The following is a 15,570-nucleotide window of genomic DNA, read 5'->3' as shown; positions in this document are numbered from 1 at the left end:
TATTGGTGAAAAAGAAGAAGACTATCGCCTTCTTCTTTTCTTATATTTCAACAGCATGTCCACCATCTAAAAAGTAAAGATAGCGATGCTGAACAGGTTGTTTCACAATCCGCTCAATGGCCTTTGCGTAAAGCTCTAACTGAATGCGGTATCTTTCAATTAGAAATGGTTTTGCTCGTTCAAAATCCCCTTGAAAACGATCCGAAATATTATCTGTTTTAAAATCAAGTAAAACGAGGCCTTCTTCCGTTTCATATAAACAATCAATAATACCTTGTACTAAAATCGTTTCATCTTCCTGCTCCCAATGATCATAGATTTCTTTAGCGGAGACACCTAAACTAAAAGGCATCTCTCTATAAACCGTGCGAGCCGTTCGAATACCTTGTGCAATGTCACTGTCTAAAAAGTCTGCTACATCATTTGCATCAACGGCATCCGCTTGCTGTTGCGTCAACAATTCTTTGGTAACCATTGATTGAATAAAGTCTTGAACCATTTCGAGGGTATAAGCTTTATTTAATGGAAGCTGCTGCATAACGGCATGTGTAGCTGTTCCTCTTTCAGCTCCTGTGAGAGATTTCTCTTGAAGAAACAGCGGACGATTTTCAAGAGGTGCTTTAGCTCCCCGAACAAGATCACTGCTTGCACCTGCATCCGTCAGCTGCTGCTGCCTTTTTAGTTCAGAAACAGATTGCTTTGAACGATGAACGGAAGCTACACGATAATCATAAGACCAATTTAAGCGTCTATACACTTCCTCTTTATAATCGCTGGATTCTGTAACTGGCTCATGCTTTTGAAGAGCGTTCAAAAGCTCTTCATGATGCTGCTGCTCTTCAAGAGGCTGTTCGGCTAAATCACCTGCTAATAACGTTGAAAGCTTCCAGCTTGAAGCATGCTGATAAATCATCTCGGCCGGCTGGACCTCTCCTTCAACCATATGACTAACATTTTTGTGACGAATTAAAGAAGGTCCAATCCAGTCTAAATAACATTTTGCATCTCTTCTCACGTGAGCTGGAAGCGTCCAATCTTCGTGTCCCATAACGGAGCTCCATTGTCTGAGCTTTTCTGGTGCGTCTTTTACTGTTCCAACTAAAATAAGTTTTTCTTTCGCACGCGTCAAAGCTACGTATAATACCCGCATTTCCTCTGCCATGCTTTCTTTTTTCATTTTTTTCTTCATGGTCTGCTGAAGAAGAGTCGGGTACGTAATACGCAGTTTCGGATCAATATATTTAGATCCAAAACCTAGTTCTTTATCGAGTAAATAAGCTTTATTCAAGTCCATTAAGTTAAACTGACGAGCAAGACCAGCTACGAAAACAACAGGAAATTCAAGACCTTTACTGCTGTGGATCGTCATCAAACGCACCACATCTTCTTGTTCTCCCAGCGCTCGAGCAGCTCCTAAATCGTTCCCTCGATCCTGCATCCGTTCAATAAAGCGTAAAAAGCGGAACAGACCTCTAAATGAAGTCGACTCATACTGGCGAGCGCGATCGTAAAGAGCACGTAAATTGGCTTGACGCTGTTTCCCGCCAGGAAGTCCGCCAACAAATTCAAAGAAACCCGTGTCGCGGTAAATTTGCCATACTAGTTCTGACAAAGAGCTTTGTCTAGCTTGTGTTCTCCATGCTTTTAACTGCTCATAGAAATATTTCACTTTATCGCGAAGTTCTTCATCATCTGAAACCGCTAAGTACGTTTTCAACGCATCATAATACGTTCCTTTCTTTTGCTCTGCTCTCAGTGTAGCCAACTCTTCATCTGAAAGCCCTACTACCGGTGAGCGAAGAACAGAAGCTAACGGAATGTCTTGATGCGGGTTATCTACTACTTTTAATAAAGACATCATAATCATCACTTCAGTAGCATCAAAATAGCCTGTTGATAAATCCGCATAAATCGGCACGCCTTCTTGTTTAAATTCATCCATAATCTGCGCAGCCCAAGGCATGGAACGAAGCAAAATAACAAAGTCACGATACGTTACGTTTCTCATGATATCGAGCTTGCGATCATATATTTGAAAACGGTTTTGAACGAGTTCTTTGATTTTGCGCGCCATTGCTCTTGCCTCTAACTGAGCGGTTTCAAGCTCTGCTTCTGAAAAAACGACGAGAGAAGAATCCGATTCTTCTTCCGCTCCTTCTTCTGCATTTTCTTTTGCAATCAGCAGAAGCTCCGTTTCCATTCCTTCCACTTTTGGATACGATGCTCCTAATTTTAAAGAAGCATCATCGTCATATGCAATTTCTCCTACTTCTTCATCCATCAGCTGGTTAAAAATAAAGTTTGTGGCGTCAAGCACTTGAGAACGACTTCGGAAGTTTTTATTTAAGTCAATACGTTTTCCAAATTGTCGTCCATCTTGCGTAAATCGCTTGTACTTCGTCAAAAACAAAAATGGCTCCGCTAAACGAAAGCGGTAAATGGATTGTTTTACATCTCCAACCATAAATAAATTCCCTTGTTCTTCACTATCTCTCGTCACTAATTTAATTAGTGTTTCTTGAACCATATTTGTATCTTGATATTCGTCAACAAGCACCTCTTCAAACTGAGTGCGATATTTTTGAGCAATGGACGAAGGCTTAAGCACCCCGTCTTCTTTTACACTCAAGATTTGCAGGCAATAATGCTCTAAATCAGAAAAGTCCACTAACCCTTTCTCTTTTTTGATGTGTTCATATCGTTCACCGAAGCGCTGAACTAAAAAGATTAGCGTTTCAATAACGGGCTTCATTTTTTCAAAATCAGCCATGTAGCCGTGCAAAGGCCTAGAAAACAAATCAGCATGAAGCTTCTCAAGGCTTGTTTTCGCTTTTTTGCGAAGCTCTCCAAAATCATCTAAAAGCTGCGAGTCGTACGCATCTCCTTTACATGGCTTTAAACGAGTAAAATTCAAATTCTGCATTTCCTCATGCAAATCAGCAAAAGAATGCTTAGAAGCGCTTAGCAGCCGATGAATTTGAGCCAGGTCTTCCTCTGCATTAACGGCGCGAGGAGCAGGCCCTCCCGGCAGCTTTGTTAGCTCTAAGCCCTGTTTTAAAATCGACTCAATGCCCATGAGCTGCGTTGTTACTTCTTGTAAAAGAAAAGACAGAAACGGAAGTGAATCAATAGAAGAGTCCTCTGTGACATCATATTGACTCACAATCATTTTAAGCCAGCCGTTTGGGTCGGGATTAGATCTTGCAAAGTCATATAGCTTTCTTACCATAAGCTGAATATCTAAGTCATTTCTGTCGCTTGTATAACGATCAATTAAATCAAAGAATCGCTCGTTCTGTTCAATACTGTACTGCTCTTCAAACAATTCTTCTAATACTTCTTCACGCAGAAGGTCCGCTTCCGTATCATCTGCAATCCGAAAACCAGGGTCTACATCGATCAAATAATAATACGTTCGAATGACTTCTAAACAAAAAGAATGGAGCGTAGAAATCGACGCACGATTTAATAAATTAAGCTGTCTGCGCAAGTGTAAAGAAGATGGATTCTTTTTTAACTCTTTTTCCAATGCTTCTCCAATTCGATTTCTCATTTCGGCTGCAGAAGCATTTGTAAACGTAGCAACTAGTAATCTATCAACATCGATTGGTTCCTCGCCCATCGTAATCTTTTTAATAATACGTTCGACTAAAACCGCTGTTTTTCCTGAGCCAGCCGCCGCGGCTACTAATATATCTTGACCGGATGAAACAATGGCGTTCCACTGATCATCCGTCCACTGGGAGTCGGCCGGTTTTATGTGTATATCTTCACTCATCTCGTTTGGCCTCCTCTCGAATTTTATCTAAAATAACATTTTGACTCTCTGTACTAAGCTGACGATATTCGTTGTTTTCCATTGATTCATCGAACTGACAGATTGAGCGGTATTCACAAAACGCACATGGTGTTTTATCTTTTAGCTTATAAGGCGAAATATCAATTTTTCCATTTGTAATCTCAGTACCTGCCTCTACAAACTTACCTCGCACATACTGACGGAGATGTGTAAAATCTTCTTCGCTCGCAACCGAAGAATTGGAATAAAAGCCCCCTGTCTTTTTAATACCCGCCGATATAACCTGTGAGTGCCCTGATTCTAACGTTTCGTCCATTAATCGGACTGCTTCCTCGTCCCCTAAAAGCAGTCCTTTCATTTTAAACTTCTTGAAGATTTCGGCTTCAATTTGATCGGGTTGTAATGCTTTAGTACTGTTGATCATTGGATTATGAACGTGGAAATAAAGAACGCCAGCAGGCAATGCTCCTCTATTATCATGAAGAAGCTGTTCGGCATACGTCACGACTATGTCTAAATAAGCTAAAATTTGAAGAGATAAACCATAGTACACTTCCACTAAGTTTAATGCTTTATCGCTTGATTTATAGTCGACAATACGCAGTAAAAGTCCTTTGGAGCTTTCCGCTTTATCCACTCTGTCAATTCGGCCAACAAGTTCCATCGTATGGCCATTTGGCAGTGTAAACTGCATAGAAGGCAGCTCCGCGCTAGGACCAAACCCTAATTCCAATCCAACAGGAACAAACCCGCTCACCTTAGCGTGCTCACTTAACACAAGCGACGCACGTTCAATAATTTGCTGCAGCTTATGTGTTAAATAGTGGTGGCGATTAGAGCTCAATAAAATTTCATTTTGTAAGCGCGGAGCAAGTTCGTGCACCGCAGCCGTAGAAAGCTGCTGACAGTCTTTTCTCGTTAAGTTCTTCCATTCTTTTTGACCGCCCCGTAGCTCGTCTGAAATCATCTTCAGCGCCGCGTGAAATAACTCGCCTATGTCAGGAGCTGCTAATTTGAAAACTTTTCGTTCTTTAAGCTTAAGCCCGTGAGAAGCAAAATGAGCGTACGGACAGGCTTCAAATTTCTCCATTCTCGATACGCTTGCTTGAATATGCTTTCCATACAGACGCTGACTCGTTTTCTTTGTTAACCTTTTTGCTTCGTTTTTATAAAATAAACTGCTTAGTACTTTCTCGCTGTATGAGTTCCAATCTGAATTTTCTACATAAAAATTATATACATCCCACCAAGCGGAACTCATCGGATAATGGCGTTTCCACCCTTGCAGCTGGCTGGCTAAATGCGCGATGCTCGTTAAGGGATTTGTTATATAATCAACTTGCTTTTCTTCTTCTAAATCCGTAGGCTCCGTCATTAACAGCTTTTCCTTCAGGAGCGGAAATAGCTCTTTTAATCGATTAATAACGAGTGAAGGCAGCAGAGTCTTCCCTTCCTCATTGGCAAGAGGATACGAAACATAAAGTTTTTCAGAAGAGCTGGAAAGTGCTAAATAAATGAGAAATTGTTCGTCAAACAGCTTTTGCCTTCCAGTTGGCGCAAGTAATAAGCCTGATTCAAGCAGCTGCTCTCTCTCTTTCTCAGATAACAGGCCATCGCTTTTTGGTTTAGCTGGAATCACACCGTCATTTACGCCTAGCACAAAGCTTGCTTTGATATCGGATAAACGCGAACGCTCAAAACTTGCCACAACCACTTGATCCAGTGCAGGCGGAACAAGTGCAAACTGCATGCTGTCAAGCCCTGTCTCAAATAGATCCGCGAACAAAGAAATTGATACTTTCTCTTCTCCCATCATTTCAACAAACTGATCAAATAAGTGAAGAATTGCTTTCCATACCTGCTCGTGCTCTCTTGCTTCTTGAAGCTTACCTTCTTCTTCACATCGATTGCGCAGCGCTTCTATCTTTTGTGGAATATCTAAGTTCGTTAAAAAACGATAGAGTGCTTCTGCTTTTTCTTTTCCTATTTTCGCTTGTTTTAATTTTTGCTGAAGCGAATAAATAGGAGGAACAATCATATTTTTTAATTCATTTATTTTTTGCTCAAAAGCAAGCTCTTCGTCAGTTTTCCCAAGGTTCATGTCTTCAAGCGAACGATATTTTCTGTAGGTAAATGGCTCCTTACTCGTCCACTTAGATCCTTGAATACCGTAAGCAAGTACGTAATTTTCTAATTCATCCATCTCTTCGCGAAGCTGGTGCACATCAGATGACAAAGGAAATAAAAGGTCTGTTTTCACTGCCCGAAAGATGGTTTCGTATCGCCATGACCCGCTTACCACCTCTAAGACTGAGCGAATAAATTCAACGAGTGGATGGTGAAACATCGCTCGCTTTTGGTCAATAAAGTACGGAATTTCATAATCTCGAAAAATGGTTTGAAGCAAGTCATGATAGTCTTCTGCATTTCTAACAATCAAGGCAATATCACGATAGCGATAGCCGTGATCACGCACAAGCGACAGCACTTCTCTTGCAATCCCTTCTACCTCTGCTCTTCGGCTAACAGCAGGCAGCAGCTGAATGTGCTCGGGCTCTGACTGAAATTCCGGCGTTGGCCGTTCATCATAATATAGTTCTAAATAGGCAAGCTCTGGACTGTTTTGATGCCTTTTTTGTTCATTAAATACGTTTGGCTCTTGAATCTCTATCCCGTTTTCAGCCGCCAGGCCCATTATTTCTTGATACGTTTCGCTCGTTAATCGAAACAAGTGCAGGTCATTTGGAATAAAATCTTGATATGAATAATCAGAAGTAACCGCTATTTTCACTTCTCTACAAACTTTCATCAGCTCTACTAATACCGTTAATTCTTGAGGAGTATAGTGATGAAATCCATCTACATAAATCGTTGCTTGAGCAAGGTACGCAGAAGAGACTACTTTTTCACTCAGCAGCTTCAAATAATCTTCTCCATCTACATATTTTGTCATCAGCTGTTTTTCTAATTCTCCGTAAATGAGATGTAAATCATGTAATTTATCAGCAAGGACTTTCTCATCTTCTGCTTGAAGTTTTTGCTTCATCTCTTCGAGAGACGGTGCATCTACCGTGTACTGTTTAAATTCTTTAACCATTTTTTCTAGTTCTTCAATAAACCCTGCTTGTTCTGAAGAATTCGCAAACAATCGAAGCTCTTTTTTTTGATGCTCGATAATTTTTTTAAGCATCATATGAATACCTGTTTGATCCACATGATAGCGGCTAATACCTCCGACTTCTTGCAGGATACGCCACGCAAGACGTGTAAAACTATAAACTTGAGCACGCATCATGCCTTCTAACCCAGGTGTTTGAACAAGCGCATACTCCGACTGAAATGTCATCTGTTCAGGTACAATATAAATAAGTGGATGCCCAAGCGGAGCATTTAACAGCTCTTGGCGCATGCTATTTAAAAGATATTCCGTTTTCCCGCTTCCTGAACGTCCTAATAAAAACTGTAGCCCCACGTTTTCACCCCTTCATTTTTCTTCTCTATATTTTTAGTTGTTTAAGTGCAAAATGGATAAACGCCACGCAAACACGTGACGCAGTCGTCAAAATTTTATAGTGATAATCAGCTAAATCTCTCTATCTCTCTCCTTATTATTTTACTGAACTTGCAGACAAAATTCCACTTTGCACATATGTGAAATGCTGGATGCAACAAAAAAACTTTTCAGTAGCCAAATGACCACTGAAAAGTTTTAGAAAAGCGAGTTATTTTCTACTTTCACATCATGATTCCACCATCTACATGCAGTGTTGTGCCGTTAATATAGTTGGACTCATCAGAGGCTAAATAAAGATAAGCATAACCAATGTCAGAAGGCTGACCTAACCTTTGTAAAGGAATAGTGGATTTCATTTGATCAATGATTTTGTCCGGCATCGCCTTCACCATATCCGTCTCAATAAACCCGGGAGCTACAGCGTTTACATTAATTCCTTTTCGCCCAAGCTCTTTAGCCCATGTTTTTGTCATTCCCACTACGCCGGCTTTTGTCGCCGCATAGTTTGTTTGACCAACATTTCCATATACGCCGGATACCGAAGATGTGCTGATAATTTTCCCTTTACCTTGAGCAATCATATGCGGTACAACGGCTTGCGTACAGTGAAAAACGCCTGTAAGGTTTACGTTAATGACCGCTTGAAAATTTTCAACTGATAATTTAGTTAGCATTCCATCTCTGGTAATACCTGCATTATTAATTAAAATATCTATTTTAGAGAAGCGTTTCACGACTTCTTCTACCATTGCATCTACACTGTCTCGATCCGCTACGTTTACTTGAAAGAATGCTACATCTCCGCCTTCTTCTTTTAGCTGAGCTGCTCGTTCTTCTCCTACTTTTGCATCGTAGTCAACCATAGCGACCTTTGCACCCTCTTGTGCGAAAATTCGAGAAGCTTCGAACCCTAACCCATTTGCTGCACCCGTAATAATTGCCACTTTATCTTTTAATCTCATGTCACCCGCGCTATAAGACGCTTACTAACAACGATTAATCAGCAAGTCGCTTGAATCTTAGTAGCGCATTCCCCTCCTCAAAACGACGCCAAGCACGTCTTAATGATCATTCGGTGCTTTTCTAGTAATGATCCCTCTACTTACATCTTAGTAGTCAAGCTCAAAAATCATTCATATAATTTTTAAGAAAACGTTTTGAAATACATGAGGTGATAATACATGTTGAGAAAAAACATGTATATCTCTAGAAAACAAAGGGTTCATTACTTAGGTGCAACTAGGAATAGACGTCTAATTTATTCCCAGTTTTTTCTTTTATTTTAGCATATTTTTCACAATTGATAAACAAAAAACTTGTTCATTACTAGACAGATACTCTGTATGTGCATTGTTCTACCAACCGAATAAACAGACAAATAACTTCTTTAAGAAAAAGGCAAAAAACCTTTCAAAAATGCTGCTGTATTCCTATAAGAAAAGGTTTTTCCATAGTTTACAATACCCTCTTCTGCTGTATGTATAACAAAAGACTGCCTATTAAAAAGCAGTCTTTCATCACCATTTGTTATATATAAACAAACTATTTGTCATACTGTTTCACTTTAGATTTTTCATTTAATCTTCGTTCAATTTGCTTTCCAACAAGCCATAGGACAAAAATGATCACTAAAACAAGTACTGCTTTTAAAGGCTGTTTCACAAATGAAACAAAATCGGCCCCAATAAAGCTCATCATAAATATCATGACCATTTTACCCGCTAATACAGCAAGCATAAACTGAGCCATACTGACACGTGATAGTCCAGCTACTACATTAATCGCTGAAGACGGCGTAAAGGGGAAACAAAGCATAATAAACAGCGGTCCAAAACCGTGTCTTTCCACCCAAATCATAATCTTTCGAATTTGCGCATGGCGGCTGATAAAATGTAAAAACCTCGCCTGTCCGTATTTTCTAAAAATCAAAAAGACAAGCAGTGATCCAACGCAGCTCCCGATCCATGAAATTAAAAAGCCTAACCATAAGCCAAAGGCAGCAGCATTAGCCATTACAAACGCAAAAAGCGGCAAGATAGGGATAAACGCTTCTAAAATAGGCAACAGCAGTCCGGGAATGATCCCAAATGATTGATATTGTTTTAATAACTCGAGGACGCCGTCTAATGTCAAATAATGCTTTAATGTTTCAAAATCCATCGAATGTTCTCCTTATTTAAACAACTGTGCTACTTTTCACTTATTGTACTACTTTCCTTTACCAAACAAAAGTTTTACAGCGTTTTATCTTTCCTGCCCTGTTGCGCTTGCCATATAGCCAGCCCTTACTTACACGAACAGAACCTCTAGAACAACATGTGCTTTTACTTAGACTGCTGCAAATAACGTTTAAACCAGCTGGTTAAATATTTTAGTCTCGCCGTTCGTAAATTAGGCTTACCGCTTCTAGAAAGTTCATGGTTAGACTGAGGAAAACGAATAAATTCTACTTCTTTATCTTTTCTTTTTAGTGCCACATAAAGCTGTTCAGCTTGTTCAATTGGACATCTATAATCCTGTTCGCTATGCAAGATTAACAGCGGTGTTTTCACGTTCTCCGCTAAACGAAGCGGCGAGTGGTTCCAAAGTTTTTCCGGATTCTCATAAATATCAGCTTTCAATTCCCATTCGGTAAAATAATAGCCAATATCACTAACGCCGTAAAAACTCGTCCAATTTGAAATAGACCGTTGCGTCACCGCTGCTTTAAACCGATTTGTACTTCCTACAATCCAGTTTGTCATAAATCCTCCGTAGCTTCCTCCTGTTACGCCAAGTTTATCTTCATTAATATAAGAGTAGCGGTTAATTGCTTCGTCGGTTACTGCCATCAAATCCATATAATCCATGCCTCCGTAATCTCCTCGAACGGCATCTGTAAAGGCTTGACCATATCCTCTTCCGCCTCTTGGATTAGAAAAGAGGATATTGAACCCTTTTGATGCAAGCACTTGAAATTCAAACATAAATGTATGACCATACATAAGATGCGGACCTCCGTGAATTTCTAAAATGGTTGGAGATACATCGTTGGCAGCAGCCGCTTTTACGACCCAACTGTGGATATGTATACCGTCCGTGGCAGTCGCGCAAAAAGATTCTGCTTCCGTTAACTGCACATGCTTTAAAAATGAATCATTAACGTTTGTCAGCTTCACTAGTTCCTCTGTTTTTAAATTTAAAGAATAAAGATCTCCGGGATGTGTAAATGTACTGATTGCTACGATAGCTTCCTCACCGTTGGGAAGAACAGATACCCCGTATACGTGAGCATTATCCATAAGCACAGAGTCTAACTTTCCATTTACATTTCCTTTATATATGCCTACAGAACCCTTTTCACTTACGACAAAATAAAATTCTTCCTTACTGCTCCACATAATTCCCGCTGCGGTTCTTCCAAAGTGAAAATCTCCTGCTACCATATCTCCTATTTCTAAGTCTATACCTGCAGTGATACAAGCTGTTTTTTGATTGGAGACCTGATAAATATATATGTCATTCATTGAAGCCGATCCGTATGTACGTTCATTTCCAATGTAAGCTATGTATGACCCATCTGGTGACCATGAAACTTGATGAAAATATCCTGTTTCTGCTGTAATAGATGTTAACTTTTTAGTATCACGATGCAAAATAAACACGTCCATGGTTAACGATAAATCCGGATTCTCCCCTCGGCTGCTGCAAAATACAATTGAATTTGCATCAGGGGCCCAGCATCCTACAGAGTGATGATAAGGTCCATCCGTTAAAAACGTCACTTCTTTATTTTTAAGTTTAACGACCGCAACTTGCGTATATTCACCTTTTAAATAGCCGCTAGCATCGGATTTATATAACAAACGTTCCACTTCGTATGGCTGAGGATGCTCATGATTTTGTTCAACTCTTACAGCTTTTTCTTCTACTTTTGTAGAAAACATAATTTCATCACTATAAGGAGACCATACGGGATTACTAACGCCTTTTTCACAATCTGTGAGTGCTTCTGCTTCCCCGCCTGTCGCTGCTAATAGATAGAGCTGAACGGTTTGACTGCGATCTGATAAAAAAGCAATCCACCTGCCGTCAGGAGACCAGGCGGGAGAATGATTATTTCCTTTATAATACGTCAATTGCTTTGTTTTTTTTGTTTCAAGATCTAACATAAACAGCTGCGTCTCATAACCGTTTTCTATTTTTTTCGTTTCTCGAACCGTATAAACTACACTTTTTCCATCTGGAGAAATCTGAGGGTTATACACAGACTTCAATTCATACAAATCCTCTACCGTTACCGTACGCTTTTTTAAATGATTCAATTTCTTCGCCCCCAAGGATTCATTTTTAAACCAAATAGCCAATCGATAAAAACGAAAGTAGCGTTTCCCTCTTACTTTATCATTTCTAAAAATAAAAATCTAAAAATTTAGAAAATTAGTTGTTTTTTCTTCTTTTAATCTATATAATAATAAAAAGGGTGCAGAGGTGATGAGGTATGAACAATGAAAAATCGTACACGGAAATGATGAAGTCCCTCGCTCGCAAGAAAAAAGTAATTGATACTGTGAGTATGTTGGATGTTTATATCGAAATGGTAATTGATGAATCGCTTTTTAAGCGTCAAAAAGAACTGTTAGAAACAAACATTAACACGGCATTAGATCAACGTGATGAAACTGCTTTTTATGAGCTATCAGCACAGTACCAATCCTTACTTCAAACATCTACTTAATATTTCAAGAAGTTCATTCATGTTAATGATTTATATGTACGTTTAACAGGCAGAACCTTTCTTCTCAGGAAGAACAGCTGTCTGTTAAATCGTGTTTACTACATAAAAAAAGATTCTTACAGATGTAAGAATCTTTTTTGTTAGGATTTTTTCTATGAGTGGAAGTAAACAACCGTTTCACTCATAGATTTTTTGTTATTTATGCGCCTGAAACTGCTCTTCTTCTGTTGAACCTTTTAAAGCTGTTGTAGAGGAAGTCCCACCGGAAACTACTTGCGCCACTTCATCAAAATAACCCGTTCCTACTTCACGCTGATGTCTTGTAGCAGTATATCCATTTATTTCACTAGCAAACTCTCTTTCTTGTAACTCTGAATAAGCTGCCATTCCTCTTGTTTTATATCCTCGTGCCAGTTCAAACATGCTGTGATTTAAAGCGTGGAAGCCAGCAAGCGTAACGAATTGGAATTTGTAGCCCATTTTTGCGATTTCTCTTTGAAACTTTTCAATCGTTTTCTTATCTAATTTTTTCTTCCAGTTGAAAGATGGTGAACAGTTATAAGCAAGCATTTTACCTGGGAATTTTTCATGAATAGCATCTGCAAATTTTTGTGCCTGTTCCAAGTTTGGTTCAGACGTCTCACACCATACTAGATCAGCATATGGCGCATATGCTAAGCCACGAGCGATAGCTTGATCGATTCCGGCTCTCGTGCGATAAAAACCTTCAGCGGTGCGTTCACCTGTAATAAACTGGCGATCTACAGGATCAACATCACTTGTAATTAAATCAGCGGCATCAGCATCGGTACGAGCAATCAGAAGTGTTGGAACACCCATTACATCAGCAGCTAAACGAGCAGCAATCAAGTTTTTCACAGCTGTCTGAGTTGGAAGCAATACCTTGCCGCCAAGATGACCACACTTTTTCTCAGATGACAATTGATCTTCGAAGTGTACCGCAGATGCTCCTGACTCAATCATTCCTTTCATTAATTCAAATACGTTCAACTGTCCTCCGAACCCTGCTTCTGCATCTGCTACAATTGGAGCAAAGTAATCAATATCTCCTTCTCCTTCTAAATGCTGAATTTGATCGGCACGCTGCAGCGCTTGATTGATTCGTTTCACAACATGCGGCACGCTGTTTGCCGGATATAGACTTTGATCAGGATACATATTTCCTGAAAGGTTTGCATCTGCAGCTACTTGCCATCCGCTGAGATAAATGGCTTTTAACCCTGCTTTTACCTGTTGTACTGCTTGATTTCCTGTTAAAGCTCCTAATGCATGAACATATGGCTCTGTTTTTAATAAGTTCCAGAACTTTTCGGCCCCTCTTCTAGCAAGCGTGTGTTCAATATCAATGGATCCTCTCAGTCCAATGACTTTTTCTGCAGAATATGGACGTTCAATTCCTTTCCAACGCTCATCGCTTTTCCAGTTCTCTTCAAGGTTTTTTACACGAATCTCTTTCATTCTTTATACCCCCTAATGAATTTAAAATTCTATATTCATAAAAATATAAAACGCAGCAGTGAGAATATGTCTGTTTCATGATGAAGTAAATTAGCAGTTTGCCATAGTTTTAGTAAGAACGTAGATGAAATAAGTAAATAGTTGAAGGACATGTAGTAAGACTTTGCTGAGGTGAATATACGCTGATAAGTTTGACTGCTATTTTTTCAATCACAAATAACTATTCCTCCCTATTGTTATAAAACAGTTTTTATTTTACATACGTTATTATATAACAGTACTTTCGAAAATGAAACCTCCTTTTAGAATTTTTTTCCTACTCGCAAGGAGGCTTTTCTATTAATACCTACGTATAAAAGGCTTCATATATCCTTTACTTTTTCTTATATCACTTATTCATTTCTTTCATACTTCTCAACAAATGAAATTCTTTCCAATATTGTTGGATGACCATATCGAAAAATTTTCACTAAATACGGCGGATTCACCTGGGACAGTCCTGATTTTGTTAAATCCTGAAATGTTTTAATAGCAGCTTGTTTATCTCCTGTTAAGTCCATGGCGTACGTGTCAGATTGAAGTTCATGATGACGCGACTGCATATTTGTTAAAGGACTTACAGCAAATGTGAGCGCAGAAAAAATAAGTAGAATAAGCGGTAATGAATTTAAATCACTAAGAGAAGTGATTTTTAATGCTTTCCCCCATCTCTTAATCACAAAGCTAGCTAAATGTTTCGTTAGCCATAAACCTACAATCGATAAAACTAAGGCTGAAGCAATCCCTACATAAATATGTTTCTTCACATAGTGACCCATTTCGTGCGCCATGATAAACAAAATTTCACGTTCCGTCAATTTATTAAGAGTAGTATCCCATAACACAATTCTTGAATTAGAACCTATTCCCGTTACATATGCATTGAGAGAGTTCGTTTTTTCAGACATGTTTACTTCATATACATGCTTAGCAGGTATATGAGCTTCATCGGCTAAATGCAAAATTTTCGTCTCCAGCTCTTTATTCTTTAATGGATAAAAATCGTTATATAACGGATCGATAACCACTGGTTGAATAAACGTCAAAAATAGCGTAAATGGAATAGATACTAGCCACGCATACAGCCACCATCTTTTTGAAAACTTACGAATGAATGCATATAACACAGCAATCACTAAAAACATCGTGGCATAGTTCACCCAAAAATCTGTAAAAAGATCTTTCATCCATCCTTGGAAAGGTTGCGTCGTAATATGGTAAGCCGTTGAAAGCTTATAGCTAATCCAGTCCATAGGAAAAGAGTAGATCAGCAGCAGAACAGATAACCAAAATACATAAATAGCAGTTTGGAGAAGACTGAAACGGCTGACGTCTTTAGACCACTTATTCACTTTCTTAGACACACCTAACACTAAAATTAAAATAAACCCTAACCACTCATATGGAATTCGGATAAAAAAGAGCGCATCTCTAATCTTTGAATATTTTTCGGTTAACATAAGTTCTCTTGCATTCATAAACGTAGCCGGATCCACGCTGGTACCTTTTAATGATTGTGGAATAGAGGTGTCACTTATATAAAATAAATACACCCATATACAAGCTGCATACACAAGAAAAACTCCGATGGACCACAAAACAATTTTTTTCACGCATTCCCCTCCTTTTGTACAAACAGTATTCTGTTATTACTATTGTAGGTTTTTTTTCGAAATTTAGAACAAGCGTTTAGAGATGTGCTATAGGAAATGCAAATTGTGAAGAGAAAATCATAGAAAAACGAAAAATAGAGTTTATTCTTTTGTCTAAATTCTGTTTACAAACAAAAAAAGCAGTTTGCATATGCAAACTGCTTTTGAGATGACCCGTACGGGATTCGAACCCGTGTTACCGCCGTGAAAGGGCGGTGTCTTAACCGCTTGACCAACGGGCCAGTATGGCTCCACAGGTAGGACTCGAACCTACGACCGATCGGTTAACAGCCGATAGCTCTACCACTGAGCTACTGTGGAATATGGTGGGCCTAAGTGGACTCGAACCACCGACCTCACGCTTATCAGG

The 15,570-nt window shown here is 39.2% G+C and carries 8 protein-coding genes and 2 tRNA genes; 1 reads left to right on the top strand and 9 read right to left on the bottom strand.

Going from position 1 to position 15,570, the window contains the following annotated elements; all coding sequences use genetic code 11:
* Window positions 1-40: 40 nt before the first annotated feature.
* The 5 genes from addA to ACNHOZ_RS12020 form a co-directional block, all read right to left on the bottom strand.
* Window positions 41-3,778 (bottom strand): helicase-exonuclease AddAB subunit AddA, encoded by a 3,738-nt coding sequence (gene addA, locus ACNHOZ_RS12040; RefSeq protein WP_447697132.1) that lies wholly within the window; start codon window positions 3,776-3,778, stop codon window positions 41-43.
* The gene (gene addB, locus ACNHOZ_RS12035; RefSeq protein ID WP_255899113.1) at window positions 3,771-7,271 is read right to left on the bottom strand and encodes a helicase-exonuclease AddAB subunit AddB; all 3,501 of its coding nucleotides are present in this window, start codon (window positions 7,269-7,271) and stop codon (window positions 3,771-3,773) included. Before addB ends, addA begins: the two co-directional genes overlap by 8 nt.
* A 263-nt stretch (window positions 7,272-7,534) precedes the next feature.
* On the bottom strand, window positions 7,535-8,275 hold the full coding sequence (fabG, locus tag ACNHOZ_RS12030) for a 3-oxoacyl-ACP reductase FabG (protein ID WP_014461644.1): 741 nt from the start codon (window positions 8,273-8,275) through the stop codon (window positions 7,535-7,537).
* A 580-nt stretch (window positions 8,276-8,855) separates the two neighbouring features.
* On the bottom strand, window positions 8,856-9,473 hold the full coding sequence (locus ACNHOZ_RS12025; RefSeq protein WP_028412419.1) for a TVP38/TMEM64 family protein: 618 nt from the start codon (window positions 9,471-9,473) through the stop codon (window positions 8,856-8,858).
* 164 nt (window positions 9,474-9,637) lie between these two features.
* On the bottom strand, window positions 9,638-11,617 hold the full coding sequence (locus ACNHOZ_RS12020; RefSeq protein WP_048021925.1) for a S9 family peptidase: 1,980 nt from the start codon (window positions 11,615-11,617) through the stop codon (window positions 9,638-9,640).
* A 176-nt stretch (window positions 11,618-11,793) separates the two neighbouring features.
* On the opposite strand from ACNHOZ_RS12020, the gene ACNHOZ_RS12015 reads away from it, so the two are divergent.
* Window positions 11,794-12,030: an IDEAL domain-containing protein gene (locus ACNHOZ_RS12015; RefSeq protein WP_028412421.1), complete on the top strand. Its 237-nt coding sequence runs from the start codon at window positions 11,794-11,796 to the stop codon at window positions 12,028-12,030.
* 195 nt (window positions 12,031-12,225) lie between these two features.
* Here ACNHOZ_RS12015 and aceA read toward each other — a convergent pair whose 3' ends face one another.
* From aceA to ACNHOZ_RS11995, 4 genes are all read right to left on the bottom strand, one after another.
* Window positions 12,226-13,509, bottom strand: coding sequence for an isocitrate lyase (aceA, locus tag ACNHOZ_RS12010; RefSeq protein WP_028412422.1), 1,284 nt, complete (start codon window positions 13,507-13,509; stop codon window positions 12,226-12,228).
* Between the two features lie 392 nt (window positions 13,510-13,901).
* Window positions 13,902-15,161 carry a M48 family metallopeptidase gene (locus ACNHOZ_RS12005; protein ID WP_255899104.1) on the bottom strand — a complete coding sequence of 420 codons (1,260 nt, stop codon included), beginning with the start codon at window positions 15,159-15,161 and terminating at the stop codon, window positions 13,902-13,904.
* 209 nt (window positions 15,162-15,370) lie between these two features.
* Window positions 15,371-15,442, bottom strand: a tRNA-Glu gene (locus ACNHOZ_RS12000).
* Between the two features lie 4 nt (window positions 15,443-15,446).
* Window positions 15,447-15,521, bottom strand: a tRNA-Asn gene (locus tag ACNHOZ_RS11995).
* Between the last annotated feature and the right edge of the window lie 49 nt (window positions 15,522-15,570).

Source organism: Priestia sp. D51 (genome assembly GCF_053345675.1).
Note: the sequence above shows the minus strand (reverse complement) of the source record. Positions and strands in the feature narration are given on the sequence as shown.